This is a genomic window from Mesorhizobium sp. RSR565B (assembly GCF_054719465.1).
Map to the genome: position 1 here is coordinate 4,163,612 of NZ_JBTTIE010000001.1, position 20,785 is coordinate 4,184,396.

7 protein-coding genes are annotated in these 20,785 nt (G+C 63.8%); 1 reads left to right on the forward strand and 6 read right to left on the reverse strand.

The window, feature by feature from the left end:
* The first annotated feature begins 165 nt into the window (after window positions 1–165).
* Window positions 166–588 carry an acetate/propionate family kinase gene (locus ACYG9R_RS20080; protein ID WP_023824754.1) on the forward strand — a complete coding sequence of 141 codons (423 nt, stop codon included), beginning with the start codon at window positions 166–168 and terminating at the stop codon, window positions 586–588.
* Window positions 589–894: 306 nt separating this feature from the next.
* On the opposite strand, the gene ACYG9R_RS20085 is transcribed toward ACYG9R_RS20080, so the two are convergent.
* From ACYG9R_RS20085 to ACYG9R_RS20110, 6 genes are all read right to left on the reverse strand, one after another.
* Window positions 895–1,647 (reverse strand): GGDEF domain-containing protein, encoded by a 753-nt coding sequence (locus tag ACYG9R_RS20085; RefSeq protein WP_023754503.1) that lies wholly within the window; start codon window positions 1,645–1,647, stop codon window positions 895–897.
* Window positions 1,648–1,812: 165 nt separating this feature from the next.
* Window positions 1,813–2,526: a thermonuclease family protein gene (locus ACYG9R_RS20090; RefSeq protein ID WP_245260106.1), complete on the reverse strand. Its 714-nt coding sequence runs from the start codon at window positions 2,524–2,526 to the stop codon at window positions 1,813–1,815.
* A gap of 13 nt (window positions 2,527–2,539) precedes the next feature.
* The gene (locus tag ACYG9R_RS20095) at window positions 2,540–3,739 is read right to left on the reverse strand and encodes an ABC transporter substrate-binding protein (RefSeq protein ID WP_023824756.1); all 1,200 of its coding nucleotides are present in this window, start codon (window positions 3,737–3,739) and stop codon (window positions 2,540–2,542) included.
* Between the two features lie 98 nt (window positions 3,740–3,837).
* Window positions 3,838–4,374 carry a lytic transglycosylase domain-containing protein gene (locus ACYG9R_RS20100; RefSeq protein ID WP_460221843.1) on the reverse strand — a complete coding sequence of 179 codons (537 nt, stop codon included), beginning with the start codon at window positions 4,372–4,374 and terminating at the stop codon, window positions 3,838–3,840.
* A 247-nt stretch (window positions 4,375–4,621) separates the two neighbouring features.
* Complete coding sequence (locus ACYG9R_RS20105) at window positions 4,622–4,993, reverse strand: hypothetical protein (RefSeq protein ID WP_023824758.1); 372 nt, start codon at window positions 4,991–4,993, stop codon at window positions 4,622–4,624.
* 68 nt (window positions 4,994–5,061) lie between these two features.
* On the reverse strand, window positions 5,062–20,463 hold the full coding sequence (locus ACYG9R_RS20110; protein ID WP_460221844.1) for an Ig-like domain-containing protein: 15,402 nt from the start codon (window positions 20,461–20,463) through the stop codon (window positions 5,062–5,064).
* Window positions 20,464–20,785: the final 322 nt, after the last annotated feature.

A 20,785-nucleotide genomic window follows, 5' to 3' on the forward strand; every position in this document is an offset into this window, starting at 1 on the left:
ATAGTATGCCTGGTAGAGAATGAGAGGCTGTTGATCATGTGATGATGGTGCAGCTGGTTATGTCGAGATTGGAATTGTAAGCCCAAAGCCCGGCGAACGAGAAAGGCGCGTGGGCTGGCTGGGGCAAAGCGCGCAGCTGAATGACCGGAAGCTGCAGACGGACGATTGGTCACCCTTCTCTACGAGCAATCCGGCCTGCTCGGAGTGTCAGGGATATCCGGTGATATGCGGACGCTAATCGACTCCGATGATCCTCTTGCCGCCGAAGCAGTCGATCTCTTCGTCTATCGTATCGCACGCGAGATCGGGTCGCTGGCCGCTGCGATAGGCGGACTGGACACGCTGGTGTTCAAGGCAGGCATACGCCAAAACGCGCCATATATTCGAGAGAGGGCCGGGGCTGTGGCCGGCTGGCTTGCGGTTAATATCGACCACAAGCTGAATGGGCGAGGCGACGAGGTCATCAGCCTTGCTGGTTCCGACGTCGACGCGCTTGTGATCCCAACCGATGAAGAGAGAGCCGTGGGGATCCAGCTGCTATCTGTGTGCCTCAAGCTTTGTCGCTCGTACCCTGAGCGCCGAACCTGATGCTACTCGCGCGGCGGGTGTCTCGGCCTGTCAGGAGTTCGGCGGCAGGAGCATGGTCCCATAGCCGGCCATCAAGGCGATCAAGGCTGCTGCAACCAGCGGCAACCAGAACTTGATCGGTCCGGCAATACTGCCAGCGATGCGCGGCCGATGCCATCAGCACCGTCAGGAGCCAGACCTCCCACGGGTTGAAACCGCCCCATGGGTCAATCGTCCGGTTTGGCAACAAGGGCAAGATGATCGCTGCCGCAGCCGTGCGGCAAGACATATTTGCGGCGGTGTTCCTCCGGCAACGAGTCGTCTCAGCTAGTTGTGGAGGTGCGACAGTTGAAGTCCAGGCTGGTGCTCCACGCCGGATAACAGCGATTCCGCCGATCGGAACATGTCCTCGAATTCCAACTCGTTTTCAAACACCACGCCGCCGACGCTGATGGTCAGCGTGTCCGCGGTTCCTTTTGGCGCGAAATAGGCTTGGGCCACGCGCGCCCGGATACGCTCGCCGATCTCCCTGGCGTCGTCTTCTGTCGCACCGGGCAGAAAGACCCCGAACATGGAGGTTCCGATCCGGCCCACCAGATCTTCCTTGCGTACCGATGACTGGATGGTCGAGGCTATGAGCCGCAAGGCTTCGTCACCCCAGCCAAGGCCGAAGCGCAGATTGATGGACCTGATGTGTTCGGGATGAATGACCAGGAAGGCGCCAGATCTTGGACCAGACGATTCCGGCCTGGTTGCTCTCCTTTCAACCATCGACGTGAAGACTGTCCGGTTGAGGCAGCCTGTCAGGCTGTCAAAGGTCGCCGACTTGTTGAGTTCTCTTCGATAACGGACGAGCTCGGTCCGCTGCAGTCCAATGAACAGGAAAAGTGGGCCACCGACGATGACCGGCAACAGGATCGCTGTGACCATGCTGCGGCCGAAGGGCGTCAAGGCTTCCGAGAACAGAAGCAGATAATTTAGGCCAACCGAGAGGAGCAGAATTCCCGCCGATCCCAGGGCAGTCAGCCATGCGATATCTTTCCATTGCCGGGGCGAGCTATTCGCCATTGGTGTCATCATTAGCCAATCTCCCGCCTGATCGGCTGTCATAAGGCCAAGGTGCTGCACTTTCAGTTTCGAGGAAACATACAATTTTAGTAATGGCGCAATCACCTACCATCGGCCCGAAATCAGCCCTTCAAAAGCAAGGCTACGGCGGCAAAAGCAACGACACCGAATTATCGGCTATTGCGGCGGGCCGAATATCCCCATCTGCGCCTCTCTGGCCACTGCCTCCGCCTTGCCATAGATGCCACTCGCCAAGGCCGTCGCCCAGCCATTGGAAACAAGCCACGCGCCGACATCCTGCTTGCCCAAGCTGCACGGTGCCGCAATGGCAAAACGATCGATTTCCGGCGGCACGACGCATTTCAGCGCCCGGCCGCGCAGCCAGGAATTGAACGTCGCGCGCGCACGCTGGCCGCAAGGCCAGGCGATGCCACGAAAGGAACAGGTCTCATCCAGGTCAATGCCTTGGATCCCGCTGATGGCTACCTTGCGCCCCATCGATTCGAAGGTTGCCGACGAGGTGGCAACCGGTTGGTACAGCAGGACCTCTTTCCAATCCTTTGGCATTCGCATCCCTGCAGGCGCGGCCAGACCAAGGTCGCTGAGCGGCGGGCGCGGCTCGACCCGTTCGATTTGCGCCGAATCAAGCTGTGGCGGCGCGATAAGGTCCTGAGCAATCTTGCGTGCCCGTCCTCGCCATGGCGTATTGGCGACGGTCGCAACTGGTCGCATTGGCTGGCTATCGTCGATGGATTGACGCGGCGCTGGTATCGGCCGATCGATGGGAAGCAGATCGGCGGCCCGGATGATCAACAAGACCCCGGACAGGAGCAGCAGGCTTCCGAGCAATATCAAGCGATTGTGCCTCAGCCAGCCCATCAACTCAAGCAAGGTTCCTTGCCCCTCAATACCCCGATGTCGATTTGGCGACCAGCTTGAGTACGCCTTTTCGAACCTGGTAGAAGGGCATGGATCGCTCACTGGAGCCATCCGCCCGAAACCGGAACAGGCCGGTCGATCCGCGAAATCCGCTCCGATTTTCGAGCACCTGCTTGCTGAAGCCGTCAGGCCCGGCCGAACTTGCAATTCCTGCTGTCAGGGCGACCATATCATAGGCGTAGGCGACATTGGCGTCGGCTGGATAATTGTAGGTCGTCTTGAAGCGGTCGGCGATCGGGCCGGTTTCGGTTGGGTCGAGCGTGGCGATGTAGGAGCTCTCAAACAGCGGCTCCATCGGATGTTCCAGCCAGCGGTTGGTTCCAACGACGGCAATTGCTTTTCCAGGAATGCCTTTCGTTTTGAGCGCCGCAAGGATCTGCGCCGGATTGTCGTCGCCGCTGGCGATGATGATGGCATCGGGAGCCTCGACCAGCGAGCCCATATCATTGACCACTTTGGTGCCGCCATCGCCGGCCGGATACGGAATGGTGACGGCGAGCGTCGCGCCATAGATGCTGAGGCTGTTGGCGACCCGCTTTTCAACCGCGCCGGCATTCGCTCCTGCCGCGACGAGCAACACGAACTTCTTGCTGCCTTTGGCCGCCAGGCCGGCTGCGCCCGCGGCCGCGCTGTCGGCCTCGTTGAGGCGCACCGCATAGACGCCCGGGCCGCCGGCGAAATTGTCGGCCAGCGCCAGCACCGGCGGCCGCTTCGATCCCGACAGCTTGGCAATGTGCTGAGCCGCGGCAAGTTCCACCGGGCCGATGACGATCGTGGCTCCGGTGGTGATAGCCTTCACCGCCAATTCGCTGGCGTGCGCGCTGTCGCCCATGGTGTCCTCGACCGTGACCGTGAGCAGGACATTTCCAAGGTCGGCCATCGCCAGCTTGGTCGCATCGAGCATCTTCCTGCCGTTTTCGCCGGCGTTGCCCGGGGCCGACAAAGGCAGCAGCATCGTGACCTTCGTCGATCCCGTGCCGAGCGATTGCGTCGCCTGGGCGGGACCGGCAACAGCGCCGGCGGCCGGCGCTCCGGGTGCGGCTATCGCCGCCGGGTCGAGCGCGTCCGAGACGCTGCCCTTCGACTGGCAGCCCGACACTATGCCCGCGAACGCAAAGACGATCGCCCACGTCCACGAACCGTGTCGCTGCCGGCCAGAATCCATGATGCCTCCCTGATATCCCGCCGGGTATTTGTCCCGGTCTCATCCGTTCATCTTACGGCAGACTTGCCTCGCCGTCTTTGCAATTGCTGGATTATGGCTCAGCCGTCGAAAAGTCTTGCCCGGAGCGCCTTGATCATTCTGGCTTGCCCGGCGCTTCGATAGTCCGTGCATTTCATGTATCGCGGGCCCGGCACGAACAGCCGGCGCACACAAATCCGCCTCGCCGGGGCAGGGGCACCATCGTCTCCTGCTGTCGGGAATGCGGAGAATCCGAACGTCGCCACCGGCAATGGCCCGGCCACCGCAAAACCTTCTCTCGCCAGGATTGCACGCGCACGCCGGCAGTAGCGGACCGAAAGTTCGGAGAACCGGGTTTCACCGTGCCCGGCACGATACTTCATGACGGTGGTGCAGAGATCGCCTGCGGCAAGGCTGTTTGCCTGCGCCAGATATCTGACGCCGAGCGCGATGTTGGTCGCCGGCGCGCCAAGCTCGTCGAGCGAGCCACGAAAGCCCAGCATTCGGGCCGTCGCGGGCATTACCTGCATCAACCCGACCTCACCATCGGCGCCGTGCACATCGGGATCGAATCCGCTTTCGATCTCCATCACCGCGTGCGCCAGCACCGGCTCCAAGCCGTAGAGCGATGCCTGGCACGTCGCGAACGCCTTGAATGTCTCGCGCGTCCATTCCGGAGCGACATCGCAGCGAACCGGCCGCGTCAAGCCGGACGGAGCTTGCTGCTCGAGGGCAGGTCGTTCCAGCCAGTTGGCACGGGCTTCAGGGGCAAAAACGGCCAGTGCGATCGCTCCGGCAATCGCTCTCGACAATCTTCCACGGGCGATCATCGTCAGCCTGTCGGCGCGACTTGATCCCTTTCGGTCAGTTCATGTACTCGACCATGCGGTCGTGGAAGCACTCGCACTTGTTGAGCGTGTCCTCGTCCTTGTAGTTCGTCTTGAGGTAGCCATAGGCCATGCCGCAGGCGACCTTGGCTTCCGACGCCCAGACGAAGGCGGGGCGGGACGAATTGATCCATTCCGAGCTGTTGGCGACGGCCACCGACTCGTCCATCAGCTTGACCACCTGGACCTTGAGATCGACGATGTTGTCGTTCAACACCAGGTTCGATGTGCCGACGGTCCGGCAATAGTCGGCCACCGGCCCGTCGATGATGTCGGCGGCATAGCCCGTCGACCCGACTGCCAGCAACAGCGTCGCAGCGGAAACCAACAGTCTTACGGAACGTTTCATGATGAGATCCCCCTCTGTATTCCTAATCTCTAATACATAGCATAGTCGCGTGGCCCCGCACCATGCTCCTAGACCACGTTTGCCGTTGTCGTATGCTGCGTCACTCCGTCATCGTAGAGCAGGGTGATCGTGTTGGCGACGGGTGCATTCGTCAAGGTGGCCACGTCCACGAAATTGGCGCCGTTGGCCAAACCGTCGGCGTCGACGCTGACAGTGTTCGTTCCCGCATTGTAGTTCACGAAGTCGCCGACATTGGCCCCTCCGGCGGCTGTATCGAACAAGGAGGTAAGGTCGATGATGTCGCCATGGCCGCCGACACCGCTGTAGTCAGCGATAAGATCTTTGATGTCGAGGTGCTCGAGCTTGAACGTATCGACGCCTATACCACCGGTGAGCGTGTCCTGACCGGAACCGCCGATCAGCAGGTCGTTGCCGTCGCCGCCGAACAGTATGTCCGCTCCCGAGCCGCCGTAAAGCGTGTCGTTACCGGAGTTGCCCGACAAGGTATCATCGCCGCGTCCGCCGGAGAGGATATCAGCCTGGAGATTGAGTCCATTGAGGGTGTCGTTACCGTCCTCGCCGAGCAGCGTGGTTTCTGTCGCGGTCGTGGTGTGAGTGTCCACGCCCGAAGTTCCTTGCCAGGTGCTGAGATCGGGCGAAAGGTGTGCCGTCACTGACCCGGCAATTGGGTCGCCGTCACCGTCGGTTGCCGTGACCGGGATCGAGATGTCGAACGGTGTGACGGCGTTGGCGGTCGTGTAGGTGACCGGGCCTAGCTTGAAGTCATTCGAGCCAACATTGGCCGAAATTTCGATTGCGCTGAACGGGTCCGAATTTGCAACCACGGTAAAGGTGTCGCCTTGCGCGAGACCGGTGATCGTCCACGTTCCGTCCCCATTGTTCGTTGCGGTCGGAGTAGCTCCGCCGGAGCCGTTGACGACAGTGACCAAGGCGCCGAGGGCCGTGCTTTCGCCGGTAACATCACCTATGTAGGTGTTATCATAGTCGGCGTTGACCGGGCGGATCGTTATAGAAACCAGGCCAGGTCCCGAGACATTGCCAATCCCCTGTGTATAGCTAGCCACCTCGTAGTGATCCGTATAGTGGGTTCCCGCCCCGATGCCCGCGGGGGTTCCGGCGATGGTGCCGTCGGTGGTTGCATTGCTGACGAAATCGAAGCGGATCTTCTCACCAGGGCTGATGCTGTTTCCGCCATCGACGCCCCAACTGCCCGTGCTGGTGTTCACGGAATTGGGGCTGTTGGCGGTTGCGAGCAGGTCGCTGGTTGAGCCGATGGAGTCCAGGACAATCGCTTGGTTGTTGCCACCGCTTGGCGAGAAGTTCGCCGTATTGAACTGGTTGCCGGCAAACATCGTCGCGGCCTGGGTGTATGTCCAAGTATCTGTCGCCGGGTTCAGGGTCGCCGTGAAAGCGAGGTCGCTGCCGTTCGCGGCCGAGGTCCGTCCCTCCACAGTATGCGTATCGACGACGTGGAAGAAGACCTGCTCGCCATTCAGGAATATGTTTGTGCTGCCTGATGTGACGGCCGCGCCTTCGGTCACGTTGAACACGACATTGCCAACGCCGTCAGCACCGGCGCTCGCGGCAAAATTGATGCTCTCCGTCAGCACCGTATGCGTGGTGTTTTCCACGAAGATGCCATCCGGCTTGAATGGCAGCGGAACGTCGTCCAGGACCGTCAGATTGACCGATCCGGAAACATGATCACCGCTGGTGTCGGTTGCCACCACCTGAAGCCCGTTGATGGTGACGTTGCCCGAGCCGGCAAGATGCTGGAGCTGGTCGGTCAGTGTCGCGGTAACGACGGGTGTCAACGAACTGTTGGCGCCGGCGCTTGTGTTTGACAGCGCCAGATAGACGAATGCGCCGAGGTTCACGCTGCCGGCCGTTTGTATCAGACTGCCGACGAGTTGGTTGCCGACGAGCGCCCAGCTGATTGTGTATCCAGAGGCTAGGCCAGAAACAGTCGGCGCCACCCAGTTTGGATCGCCGGTCGGGTTGGCGAATGCAACATTAATGGCTTCGCCGGTCGTGGTGAAGGTGATGCCGCTGATTGCTTGCGCCGTCTCGCCGCGGCTGCCTGGGTTGGTGCCGGTCACGGCCCCGGCTTGGAGATCCGCAGGCGCCGAAGCATCGAGCGTGGTGTCGAGCGCGGCTTCGTTCAATGTCAACGATGCAGTCCCGCCACCCGATGGAACGGTGTTGGTCTGCACATTCAGGGTCACCGTGGCCGTCGAAGTGTCGCCGTCACCGTCCTTGATCGTGTAGGTGAAAGAGTCCGAGCCGACATAGATGCCCGTCGGCGTGTAGGTGAACGTTCCATCGTTGTTGTAGGTGACGGTGCCGTGAGCACCGTTGGTGGCGGTCACCTGGCCGCTGACCGGATTGTTGTCGGTGTCGACGCCGTCGGCTCCGAATTTGTCGTTGTCCAAGAGACCAGTGAGAACCGTTGCACCTGTGATGGTCGGAGCCCAGGTGTCGGCGGTGGCCGTCGGCACGTCGTCGACGATGGCGACGTTGATGGTGCCGGTGGTGGTGTTGCCGTTGGCGTCGGTGACCTTGTAGGTGAAGCTCTCTGCGGCGTTGACGGTGTCGGTACCGGCGGTCGCCGGTCCATGCACCGGTGAGGTCAGCGTGTAGACATAGGTGCCGTCGGTATTGACCTGGATGGTGCCGTAGGTGCCTGCGGTGGCGGCATTGCCGCCGCTCAGCAGCTGATAGGTCAGCGGTGCGAAGCCGCCAGTGGCGTTGAGCTGGTTGGAGGCATCGGTCTCGGTGGCCAGGGCCGGCAGCGAGCCGGTCACCGAGCCGTGCGCAAGGTCGGCGCCGCTCGTGGTGGTGTCGAGTGCGGCTTCGTTGACCGTCACGTCGTTGTCGGCCGGTGCAACAAGCCCGGCATCGGCCAGGTTGATGGTCAGCGTCGTCGTCGACAGGTCGCCGTCACCGTCCTTGAGCGTGTAGACGAACACGTCCGTGGTGTCGGCGGCGATGTTGTTGGCCGTCGACTGGTAGGTGTAGGAGCCGTCGGCGTTGAGATGCAAAGTGCCGTGCAGGCCGGCAATGTCGGTGCCGACACCGCCCGATACGGCCGTCGTGGTGTTGCCGCCGGCGGCGCGCACGCCATCGATGGTGGCGCCGTCGGCGCCGGCCACGTCGTTGCCCAGCACGCCGGTCGCGGCGACCGTCAGCAGGGCGCCTTCATTGACATTGCCGCTGTCGTTCGTGGCCGTCGGCACGTCGTCGACGATGGCGACGTTGATGGTGCCGGTGGTGGTGTTGCCGTTGGCGTCGGTGACCTTGTAGGTGAAGCTCTCTGCGGCGTTGACGGTGTCGGTACCGGCGGTCGCCGGTCCATGCACCGGTGAGGTCAGCGTGTAGACATAGGTGCCGTCGGTATTGACCTGGATGGTGCCGTAGGTGCCTGCGGTGGCGGCATTGCCGCCGCTCAGCAGCTGATAGGTCAGCGGTGCGAAGCCGCCAGTGGCGTTGAGCTGGTTGGAGGCATCGGTCTCGGTGGCCAGGGCCGGCAGCGAGCCGGTCACCGAGCCGTGCGCAAGGTCGGCGCCGCTCGTGGTGGTGTCGAGTGCGGCTTCGTTGACCGTCACGTCGTTGTCGGCCGGTGCAACAAGCCCGGCATCGGCCAGGTTGATGGTCAGCGTCGTCGTCGACAGGTCGCCGTCACCGTCCTTGAGCGTGTAGACGAACACGTCCGTGGTGTCGGCGGCGATGTTGTTGGCCGTCGACTGGTAGGTGTAGGAGCCGTCGGCGTTGAGATGCAAAGTGCCGTGCAGGCCGGCAATGTCGGTGCCGACACCGCCCGATACGGCCGTCGTGGTGTTGCCGCCGGCGGCGCGCACGCCATCGATGGTGGCGCCGTCGGCGCCGGCCACGTCGTTGCCCAGCACGCCGGTCGCGGCGACCGTCAGCAGGGCGCCTTCATTGACATTGCCGCTGTCGGCGGTGGCCGTCGGCACGTCGTCGACGATGGCGACGTTGATGGTGCCGGTGGTGGTGTTGCCGTTGGCGTCGGTGACCTTGTAGGTGAAGCTCTCTGCGGCGTTGACGGTGTCGGTACCGGCGGTCGCCGGTCCATGCACCGGTGAGGTCAGCGTGTAGACATAGGTGCCGTCGGTATTGACCTGGATGGTGCCGTAGGTGCCTGCGGTGGCGGCATTGCCGCCGCTCAGCAGCTGATAGGTCAGCGGTGCGAAGCCGCCAGTGGCGTTGAGCTGGTTGGAGGCATCGGTCTCGGTGGCCAGGGCCGGCAGCGAGCCGGTCACCGAGCCGTGCGCAAGGTCGGCGCCGCTCGTGGTGGTGTCGAGTGCGGCTTCGTTGACCGTCACGTCGTTGTCGGCCGGTGCAACAAGCCCGGCATCGGCCAGGTTGATGGTCAGCGTCGTCGTCGACAGGTCGCCGTCACCGTCCTTGAGCGTGTAGACGAACACGTCCGTGGTGTCGGCGGCGATGTTGTTGGCCGTCGACTGGTAGGTGTAGGAGCCGTCGGCGTTGAGATGCAAAGTGCCGTGCAGGCCGGCAATGTCGGTGCCGACACCGCCCGATACGGCCGTCGTGGTGTTGCCGCCGGCGGCGCGCACGCCATCGATGGTGGCGCCGTCGGCGCCGGCCACGTCGTTGCCCAGCACGCCGGTCGCGGCGACCGTCAGCAGGGCGCCTTCATTGACATTGCCGCTGTCGGCGGTGGCCGTCGGCACGTCGTCGACGATGGCGACGTTGATGGTGCCGGTGGTGGTGTTGCCGTTGGCGTCGGTGACCTTGTAGGTGAAGCTCTCTGCGGCGTTGACGGTGTCGGTACCGGCGGTCGCCGGTCCATGCACCGGTGAGGTCAGCGTGTAGACATAGGTGCCGTCGGTATTGACCTGGATGGTGCCGTAGGTGCCTGCGGTGGCGGCATTGCCGCCGCTCAGCAGCTGATAGGTCAGCGGTGCGAAGCCGCCAGTGGCGTTGAGCTGGTTGGAGGCATCGGTCTCGGTGGCCAGGGCCGGCAGCGAGCCGGTCACCGAGCCGTGCGCAAGGTCGGCGCCGCTCGTGGTGGTGTCGAGTGCGGCTTCGTTGACCGTCACGTCGTTGTCGGCCGGTGCAACAAGCCCGGCATCGGCCAGGTTGATGGTCAGCGTCGTCGTCGACAGGTCGCCGTCACCGTCCTTGAGCGTGTAGACGAACACGTCCGTGGTGTCGGCGGCGATGTTGTTGGCCGTCGACTGGTAGGTGTAGGAGCCGTCGGCGTTGAGATGCAAAGTGCCGTGCAGGCCGGCAATGTCGGTGCCGACACCGCCCGATACGGCCGTCGTGGTGTTGCCGCCGGCGGCGCGCACGCCATCGATGGTGGCGCCGTCGGCGCCGGCCACGTCGTTGCCCAGCACGCCGGTCGCGGCGACCGTCAGCAGGGCGCCTTCATTGACATTGCCGCTGTCGGCGGTGGCCGTCGGCACGTCGTCGACGATGGCGACGTTGATGGTGCCGGTGGTGGTGTTGCCGTTGGCGTCGGTGACCTTGTAGGTGAAGCTCTCTGCGGCGTTGACGGTGTCGGTACCGGCGGTCGCCGGTCCATGCACCGGTGAGGTCAGCGTGTAGACATAGGTGCCGTCGGTATTGACCTGGATGGTGCCGTAGGTGCCTGCGGTGGCGGCATTGCCGCCGCTCAGCAGCTGATAGGTCAGCGGTGCGAAGCCGCCAGTGGCGTTGAGCTGGTTGGAGGCATCGGTCTCGGTGGCCAGGGCCGGCAGCGAGCCGGTCACCGAGCCGTGCGCAAGGTCGGCGCCGCTCGTGGTGGTGTCGAGTGCGGCTTCGTTGACCGTCACGTCGTTGTCGGCCGGTGCAACAAGCCCGGCATCGGCCAGGTTGATGGTCAGCGTCGTCGTCGACAGGTCGCCGTCACCGTCCTTGAGCGTGTAGACGAACACGTCCGTGGTGTCGGCGGCGATGTTGTTGGCCGTCGACTGGTAGGTGTAGGAGCCGTCGGCGTTGAGATGCAAAGTGCCGTGCAGGCCGGCAATGTCGGTGCCGACACCGCCCGATACGGCCGTCGTGGTGTTGCCGCCGGCGGCGCGCACGCCATCGATGGTGGCGCCGTCGGCGCCGGCCACGTCGTTGCCCAGCACGCCGGTCGCGGCGACCGTCAGCAGGGCGCCTTCATTGACATTGCCGCTGTCGTTCGTGGCCGTCGGCACGTCGTCGACGATGGCGACGTTGATGGTGCCGGTGGTGGTGTTGCCGTTGGCGTCGGTGACCTTGTAGGTGAAGCTCTCTGCGGCGTTGACGGTGTCGGTACCGGCGGTCGCCGGTCCATGCACCGGTGAGGTCAGCGTGTAGACATAGGTGCCGTCGGTATTGACCTGGATGGTGCCGTAGGTGCCTGCGGTGGCGGCATTGCCGCCGCTCAGCAGCTGATAGGTCAGCGGTGCGAAGCCGCCAGTGGCGTTGAGCTGGTTGGAGGCATCGGTCTCGGTGGCCAGGGCCGGCAGCGAGCCGGTCACCGAGCCGTGCGCAAGGTCGGCGCCGCTCGTGGTGGTGTCGAGTGCGGCTTCGTTGACCGTCACGTCGTTGTCGGCCGGTGCAACAAGCCCGGCATCGGCCAGGTTGATGGTCAGCGTCGTCGTCGACAGGTCGCCGTCACCGTCCTTGAGCGTGTAGACGAACACGTCCGTGGTGTCGGCGGCGATGTTGTTGGCCGTCGACTGGTAGGTGTAGGAGCCGTCGGCGTTGAGATGCAAAGTGCCGTGCAGGCCGGCAATGTCGGTGCCGACACCGCCCGATACGGCCGTCGTGGTGTTGCCGCCGGCGGCGCGCACGCCATCGATGGTGGCGCCGTCGGCGCCGGCCACGTCGTTGCCCAGCACGCCGGTCGCGGCGACCGTCAGCAGGGCGCCTTCATTGACATTGCCGCTGTCGGCGGTGGCCGTCGGCACGTCGTCGACGATGGCGACGTTGATGGTGCCGGTGGTGGTGTTGCCGTTGGCGTCGGTGACCTTGTAGGTGAAGCTCTCTGCGGCGTTGACGGTGTCGGTACCGGCGGTCGCCGGTCCATGCACCGGTGAGGTCAGCGTGTAGACATAGGTGCCGTCGGTATTGACCTGGATGGTGCCGTAGGTGCCTGCGGTGGCGGCATTGCCGCCGCTCAGCAGCTGATAGGTCAGCGGTGCGAAGCCGCCAGTGGCGTTGAGCTGGTTGGAGGCATCGGTCTCGGTGGCCAGGGCCGGCAGCGAGCCGGTCACCGAGCCGTGCGCAAGGTCGGCGCCGCTCGTGGTGGTGTCGAGTGCGGCTTCGTTGACCGTCACGTCGTTGTCGGCCGGTGCAACAAGCCCGGCATCGGCCAGGTTGATGGTCAGCGTCGTCGTCGACAGGTCGCCGTCACCGTCCTTGAGCGTGTAGACGAACACGTCCGTGGTGTCGGCGGCGATGTTGTTGGCCGTCGACTGGTAGGTGTAGGAGCCGTCGGCGTTGAGATGCAAAGTGCCGTGCAGGCCGGCAATGTCGGTGCCGACACCGCCCGATACGGCCGTCGTGGTGTTGCCGCCGGCGGCGCGCACGCCATCGATGGTGGCGCCGTCGGCGCCGGCCACGTCGTTGCCCAGCACGCCGGTCGCGGCGACCGTCAGCAGGGCGCCTTCATTGACATTGCCGCTGTCGGCGGTGGCCGTCGGCACGTCGTCGACGATGGCGACGTTGATGGTGCCGGTGGTGGTGTTGCCGTTGGCGTCGGTGACCTTGTAGGTGAAGCTCTCTGCGGCGTTGACGGTGTCGGTACCGGCGGTCGCCGGTCCATGCACCGGTGAGGTCAGCGTGTAGACATAGGTGCCGTCGGTATTGACCTGGATGGTGCCGTAGGTGCCTGCGGTGGCGGCATTGCCGCCGCTCAGCAGCTGATAGGTCAGCGGTGCGAAGCCGCCAGTGGCGTTGAGCTGGTTGGAGGCATCGGTCTCGGTGGCCAGGGCCGGCAGCGAGCCGGTCACCGAGCCGTGCGCAAGGTCGGCGCCGCTCGTGGTGGTGTCGAGTGCGGCTTCGTTGACCGTCACGTCGTTGTCGGCCGGTGCAACAAGCCCGGCATCGGCCAGGTTGATGGTCAGCGTCGTCGTCGACAGGTCGCCGTCACCGTCCTTGAGCGTGTAGACGAACACGTCCGTGGTGTCGGCGGCGATGTTGTTGGCCGTCGACTGGTAGGTGTAGGAGCCGTCGGCGTTGAGATGCAAAGTGCCGTGCAGGCCGGCAATGTCGGTGCCGACACCGCCCGATACGGCCGTCGTGGTGTTGCCGCCGGCGGCGCGCACGCCATCGATGGTGGCGCCGTCGGCGCCGGCCACGTCGTTGCCCAGCACGCCGGTCGCGGCGACCGTCAGCAGGGCGCCTTCATTGACATTGCCGCTGTCGGCGGTGGCCGTCGGCACGTCGTCGACGATGGCGACGTTGATGGTGCCGGTGGTGGTGTTGCCGTTGGCGTCGGTGACCTTGTAGGTGAAGCTCTCTGCGGCGTTGACGGTGTCGGTACCGGCGGTCGCCGGTCCATGCACCGGTGAGGTCAGCGTGTAGACATAGGTGCCGTCGGTATTGACCTGGATGGTGCCGTAGGTGCCTGCGGTGGCGGCATTGCCGCCGCTCAGCAGCTGATAGGTCAGCGGTGCGAAGCCGCCAGTGGCGTTGAGCTGGTTGGAGGCATCGGTCTCGGTGGCCAGGGCCGGCAGCGAGCCGGTCACCGAGCCGTGCGCAAGGTCGGCGCCGCTCGTGGTGGTGTCGAGTGCGGCTTCGTTGACCGTCACGTCGTTGTCGGCCGGTGCAACAAGCCCGGCATCGGCCAGGTTGATGGTCAGCGTCGTCGTCGACAGGTCGCCGTCACCGTCCTTGAGCGTGTAGACGAACACGTCCGTGGTGTCGGCGGCGATGTTGTTGGCCGTCGACTGGTAGGTGTAGGAGCCGTCGGCGTTGAGATGCAAAGTGCCGTGCAGGCCGGCAATGTCGGTGCCGACACCGCCCGATACGGCCGTCGTGGTGTTGCCGCCGGCGGCGCGCACGCCATCGATGGTGGCGCCGTCGGCGCCGGCCACGTCGTTGCCCAGCACGCCGGTCGCGGCGACCGTCAGCAGGGCGCCTTCATTGACATTGCCGCTGTCGGCGGTGGCCGTCGGCACGTCGTCGACGATGGCGACGTTGATGGTGCCGGTGGTGGTGTTGCCGTTGGCGTCGGTGACCTTGTAGGTGAAGCTCTCTGCGGCGTTGACGGTGTCGGTACCGGCGGTCGCCGGTCCATGCACCGGTGAGGTCAGCGTGTAGACATAGGTGCCGTCGGTATTGACCTGGATGGTGCCGTAGGTGCCTGCGGTGGCGGCATTGCCGCCGCTCAGCAGCTGATAGGTCAGCGGTGCGAAGCCGCCAGTGGCGTTGAGCTGGTTGGAGGCATCGGTCTCGGTGGCCAGGGCCGGCAGCGAGCCGGTCACCGAGCCGTGCGCAAGGTCGGCGCCGCTCGTGGTGGTGTCGAGTGCGGCTTCGTTGACCGTCACGTCGTTGTCGGCCGGTGCAACAAGCCCGGCATCGGCCAGGTTGATGGTCAGCGTCGTCGTCGACAGGTCGCCGTCACCGTCCTTGAGCGTGTAGACGAACACGTCCGTGGTGTCGGCGGCGATGTTGTTGGCCGTCGACTGGTAGGTGTAGGAGCCGTCGGCGTTGAGATGCAAAGTGCCGTGCAGGCCGGCAATGTCGGTGCCGACACCGCCCGATACGGCCGTCGTGGTGTTGCCGCCGGCGGCGCGCACGCCATCGATGGTGGCGCCGTCGGCGCCGGCCACGTCGTTGCCCAGCACGCCGGTCGCGGCGACCGTCAGCAGGGCGCCTTCATTGACATTGCCGCTGTCGTTCGTGGCCGTCGGCACGTCGTCGACGATGGCGACGTTGATGGTGCCGGTGGTGGTGTTGCCGTTGGCGTCGGTGACCTTGTAGGTGAAGCTCTCTGCGGCGTTGACGGTGTCGGTACCGGCGGTCGCCGGTCCATGCACCGGTGAGGTCAGCGTGTAGACATAGGTGCCGTCGGTATTGACCTGGATGGTGCCGTAGGTGCCTGCGGTGGCGGCATTGCCGCCGCTCAGCAGCTGATAGGTCAGCGGTGCGAAGCCGCCAGTGGCGTTGAGCTGGTTGGAGGCATCGGTCTCGGTGGCCAGGGCCGGCAGCGAGCCGGTCACCGAGCCGTGCGCAAGGTCGGCGCCGCTCGTGGTGGTGTCGAGTGCGGCTTCGTTGACCGTCACGTCGTTGTCGGCCGGTGCAACAAGCCCGGCATCGGCCAGGTTGATGGTCAGCGTCGTCGTCGACAGGTCGCCGTCACCGTCCTTGAGCGTGTAGACGAACACGTCCGTGGTGTCGGCGGCGATGTTGTTGGCCGTCGACTGGTAGGTGTAGGAGCCGTCGGCGTTGAGATGCAAAGTGCCGTGCAGGCCGGCAATGTCGGTGCCGACACCGCCCGATACGGCCGTCGTGGTGTTGCCGCCGGCGGCGCGCACGCCATCGATGGTGGCGCCGTCGGCGCCGGCCACGTCGTTGCCCAGCACGCCGGTCGCGGCGACCGTCAGCAGGGCGCCTTCATTGACATTGCCGCTGTCGGCGGTGGCCGTCGGCACGTCGTCGACGATATCGATCACGATTGCCGCCGGGGCTGACGAGGAGGTGCCGTCCGACACGGTGAGCGAGAAGGTCTCGGTCTCGGTGACGGCGGGAACGTCCGTGGTCGGACTGGTCAGCGTGTACTGGTAGGTCGCTACGCCAGTTACCGCGTTGTAGCCGGTGATCAGCAGCGTGCCGTGGTCGCCCGGGAAGGTCGAACCGTTGAGGCTGGCGATGGCAACCGTGGTGCCGCCGATGGTGACGCTCTGGACGTCGTCGAGGCCGTCGGGGTCCGATACCGTGAAGGTGCCGGTCGCAACCGTGCTGCCGTTGCCGGCCGCCGAACCCGCCGCAAGGCCGGCTTCATAGACCAGGTCGTGCGCGCCGGCCGGGTTGCCCTGGTCGACGACGATCTGCGGCGCGTCGTTGGTGCCGTTGATGGTGATGGTCAGGGACGCCAGAGCGGTATCGCCGTCGCCGTCCGCCACGGCATAGTCGAAGCTCTCGGCCACGGTCTGGCCGGCATCCAGCGCCTGTACCGCGGCATACCCGGCCGGGTTCTGGGCCTGGGTGTAGAGCACGTATGTGTAGCTGCCGTCGGCGCCCACCGTCAGCTCGCCGTAGGTTCCTGCTACATGATTGGCAACGGCACCGTCCCAGGTGATCGAGCCCAGGCCGTCAGTGCCGAGGTGATCCGCGTGGCCGTCGGTTGCGTTGGCGTCGGCGCCGCCGACCCCCGTGATCACATTGCCATCTGCAGTCAGCGGCCCATCTTCGGTGACCGAGTCCTGATCGTTGACCGCAACCGGACCGTCATCCTGGAATTCGATGCTCAAGGAGACATGGGATACGGCGGTGCTCGTGTCGCCATCGAAATCGGTGATCGTGGCCTTGACGTGCAGGTCGGCGGTGACGGTCGCGATGTCGTCAAAGGCTGCGGTGCTTGAACCGTCGACGTTGTGAGCGATCGGCTGATACTGCCCGATCCAGACCGCTCCGGTTGGATCGACATAAACCTTGAAGACGTCGACGCCGTTGGCAGAGCCGACGAGAACGCCGTCCGCATTTGTCGAGAGCATGATTGCCAGGCCGTCGAGTGTCTTCAGGCCCGAATCGATGTTTGCCAGCGGGTTGCCGTTCGCATCCGTCACCGCAAAGGAGAACGTCGCGTCGTCGTCCGCGCCAACCGACGCATTGAACAGGCCGAGTGCACTGGCTGAAGATTTTGCGTAACCTAGTGCGTCTGGTTCGGTGACCAGGGCAGGCGGGGGCAGCGCGGTGTCGTTGGCCGGATTGGGATCCGCGGCATTGTTGACGCCGGCGGATTCGTCGTGGCTGACCCTGAAGACCTCCGTCTGCGTGGTGACGGTGGTGATCTTGGCTTCGATGCCGAAGATCTTGAACGGGTTGCCGCCAGTCAAGGTCGCATCGGTCCCGCCAGCGTTGGAATCGAAGGTAAAATCGTTGTAGTTGCCCACCTTGAGCTGGTCGAACGGTGTGCTGCCCACAACTTCGACCGTCGCACCATCCGGCACGCCGGCGAAGGCATAGCCCACCTGCACGCCGCCTTCGAAAACAGCCGTACCGGCCGTCAGCACACCGTTGATGTTCACGGTGAACGGCTCGAACGTGCCACCGTCCTTGGCGCCGATGAAAAGAATGGCATTGTGAATCTGGTGAGCCTGGGAGACGTCGATCGTGAAGCTGACCGACGACACGTCATAGGAACCACCGTCGGTGTTGGTGGGGATATTGAGGTTGTTGACGAAGTCCATCGTCACGATTTCGGGGCCAGCAAGCGGATGGGTTTCGTATCCGTCGATGATCTGGCCGTCGCCGACGCCGATCTTGGTGCCGGTGGTGTTGACGGAATTGTCGCCTTCGTTGATGTCGATGCCGCTGAGCTTGATGTCGTGATTGCCGGCGCCATCCATGCCGCGAATATCGGTGTTGCCGGCCTGAAGCGTGTAGACGATCGTTTCGGTCGTGGTTGTGGTTGTCGTGCCGGCATCCCGCGCGACGATCTGCGGAACGTCGTCGAGCACCTGGACCTTGAATGTACCAGCCGCCAGTCCGATGGTGTCGCCGTCACCGTCCATGGCAACGACAAAGGCCGAAAGATCGATACCGCCATTGGCAAGCGTGTTTTCGGTGTTGTCGCCCGGGAGCGTATCCAGAGTCGGATGATCGATCTGATCGATCAGGGTGAAGACATAGGAGCCGTCCGCACCGACGGTCAGGGTGAAAACAGGACGATCCGTGCCCGCCTGATAGCCGGCGCCGGCGCCTACATCGACATAGCCGGTCAGGGTCGTGCCGTCGGAAACGATGAGGACATTGCCGCCTTTCGAATCAAATCCCGAATCCGATGGGGTGGTTTGGGTGACAAGGCCGAAGGCCGAGGTCGCATTCGGGCCGTCAGAGCCGAAGTCGACGATTGCATTCAATGCGCCGGCAGCACCGATGGCAACAGCGGAGGAGTTTGTTCCGGTCACTTCGCCGTCCGGCTGAGGATTGTCGGCATTTCCGGTGGACTGGCTGTTGTGCAGACCGTCTTCGTCGACATTCGCGGTGATCTGGGCGGTGCCAATGGCCTTCGGCCCGTCGTCGTCGAAGGAGAATGCCGAACCCTTGCCGTCGATCAGGTCGACGGTCGCCTTCTCTGTGATGGTGTCGCCGTCGCCATCCTGGCGCGTTACCTCATATTGCAGCTGAACCTGGCCGCCATTGGTCAGCCACAGATTGAGTTCGGAATCGAACTTGTTGCCGTCGGCGCCATGGTTAAGTGCCTCATAGAGCGTGGTCTGCAGCTGCTCGGCGCCAGGCGCCCCGGTGATCGCGATGGTCAGAACCTGATCGCCATGCGTGTCGCGGCCGACGATCACTCCTCCTTCGAGGAAGAGCGTGACGGCGCCGCCGTCGGTGGCGGTGAGATTCGTGGCAAGGCCACCGGCCGGAATGCCGGTGAAGCTCAGATTCCCGGTAACGGTACCAGGACCGTCCGAACCATAGCTGCCGCCGACAGTGAACAGATTGGTCAGTCCGCCTGCTACCGCGGTGTTGACCTGCGCCAGGCCCGGACCGGCATCATCCGTGTTGGCGTTGCCGCCGGCATCTTCGGTCTCGCCGATAGCGCCATTGTAGCGATCCGCGCCAACCGTCTCGTCAAGCTCGACGGAAAGCAGGCCAGCCGCTCCATCGTGGGCGCCGACCGTTAGGCTTGGCCCATCGTCGTCGAAGGAGAATGCGGAGCCTTGGCCGTTGATCAGGTCGACGGTCGCCTTCTCGGTAATGGTGTCGCCGTCGCCGTCCTGGCGCGTTACCTCATATTGCAGCTGAACCTGGCCGCCATTGGTCAGCGACAGATTGAGTTCGGAATCGAACTTGTTGCCGTCGGCGCCATGGTTGAGCGCTTCGTAGAGCGTGGTCTGCAACTGCTCTGCGCCGGGCGCGCCGGTGATCGCAATGGTCAGGACCTGATCACCCTGCGTGTCGCGGCCGACAATCACTCCTCCTTCGAGGAAGAGCGTAATGGCCCCGCCGTCCGTGGCAATGAGATTCGTGGCAAGGCCACCGGCCGGAATGCCGGTGAATGCCAACTGCGCGGTCGTGCTGCCTGGCCCGTCGGCACCGTAGACGCCGCCAACGGCGAACAGCGAAGAAAGGCCACCCGCCAGGCCGGTTGTCACCTGGGCCAGGCCAACCCCGTCATCGGTGTTGGCGTTGCCGCCGGCATCTTCAGTCTCGCCGCTATTGTAGCGGTCGCCGCCGACCGTCTCGTCGAGTTCGACGGAAAGCAACTGTGCCGCTTGCGCGGTTGCCTGGACCGAAAGCGTTGGGCCGTCGTCCAGCACACCAATATTGAGGGTCGCGGTGGCCGGATCATTGTCTGTGTCTGTAACCACGACGGCAAAGCTGTCGGAAACCCCCTCGGTCGTTCCGGTCGATGAGTTGTCGTGATGATCAAGAGTGTTGTCGGCAAGGGTATAAATCCAGCTATAGCCGTTCGTAGGATTGCCGGTGACCACGAGCGTGCCGTATTGCCCGGCAACGCTGCCGCCGTTGGTCACGTCCACACCGTCAATGACAAGCGTCCCGATGCCATCACCCGAGACGATGTTGAAGGTCCCTGAAACCTGCTCGGCGGTGCTGGCCGGGTCCGTCCCGTCGGAAAGCGCGGCCTCGTTGACGACAAATCCGGAGCCAATGTCGATTGTCGGCGTCGTATCTTCTTCCCTGACCCCGATCGTCAGCTCACGCGGCTCCAGCCGTCCAAATTGCAGGTCCGTCGGCGGCAACAATGCGGAAAGATCGAAGCCGTCGCCGATACCACCTGGGGGAATGGTGAAGTCGCCGCCGGCACTGCCTGGGGCGCCGCCCGGGCCGGCCGAGATCGAACCATCGGCGCCGAAGGCGACATCGACGTGGCTCGCTTCAAGAGCGGCCAGCAAGGCCACGCGCGGAACTTCGACATCACCGATGATGAAGGTCGGCACGTTGAGCGCGCCATCCTTGATGAGGATGACTGAACCGTCGGCCTGTTCCAGCAACAGATTGTGGCCGTCGACCTTGATGTTGTCGATGGAGACGTCCGCCGGAAGTTTCACGATGTTGCTGGCGTCGGCCACGTATTCATGCGGCGCGGCTGCCGCCGGCGCTTTCGCCTCCGCGGGTGCTGCCGGCTGAACGGGTGCGCCACTGCCGACATCGACCGGCACCGGCTCGGCAGGCGCCGCCTGAGCGGCCTGCGCTACCTGGATGCCTGCCTGCGATGGCGAGCCGCCATGTTCATGTGAAGAGTGCTCGTCCCAAGAATTCGAGACGGTATCTAAATCGTTACTGGTCGTCATCGCCAAACCCCTCCGGCATTTCCCGGATAGAGACAGTGACGACTTCTGCTTTGCAACTGTCCCGCAATCAATTTCATATATCCCGGTATGCAAGTCTCGGCATTTTTTACGTGTGGTAAACCCGGAAGATATAATCTGATATACATTGACCGCGCCGCGCTTCGTTTATATCCGCCGGCTGAGCTGGATTGGTAAACAGAAGTATAAGTTTGAATAAAGTTTTACACAAAATAGGTATTCCCGATTGAAGGAAACTTATCCACCTTCCTTTCCAGTAATTTGAGACAAGATTGGTACCGTCCACAGTCAAGAGGTGGGCGTC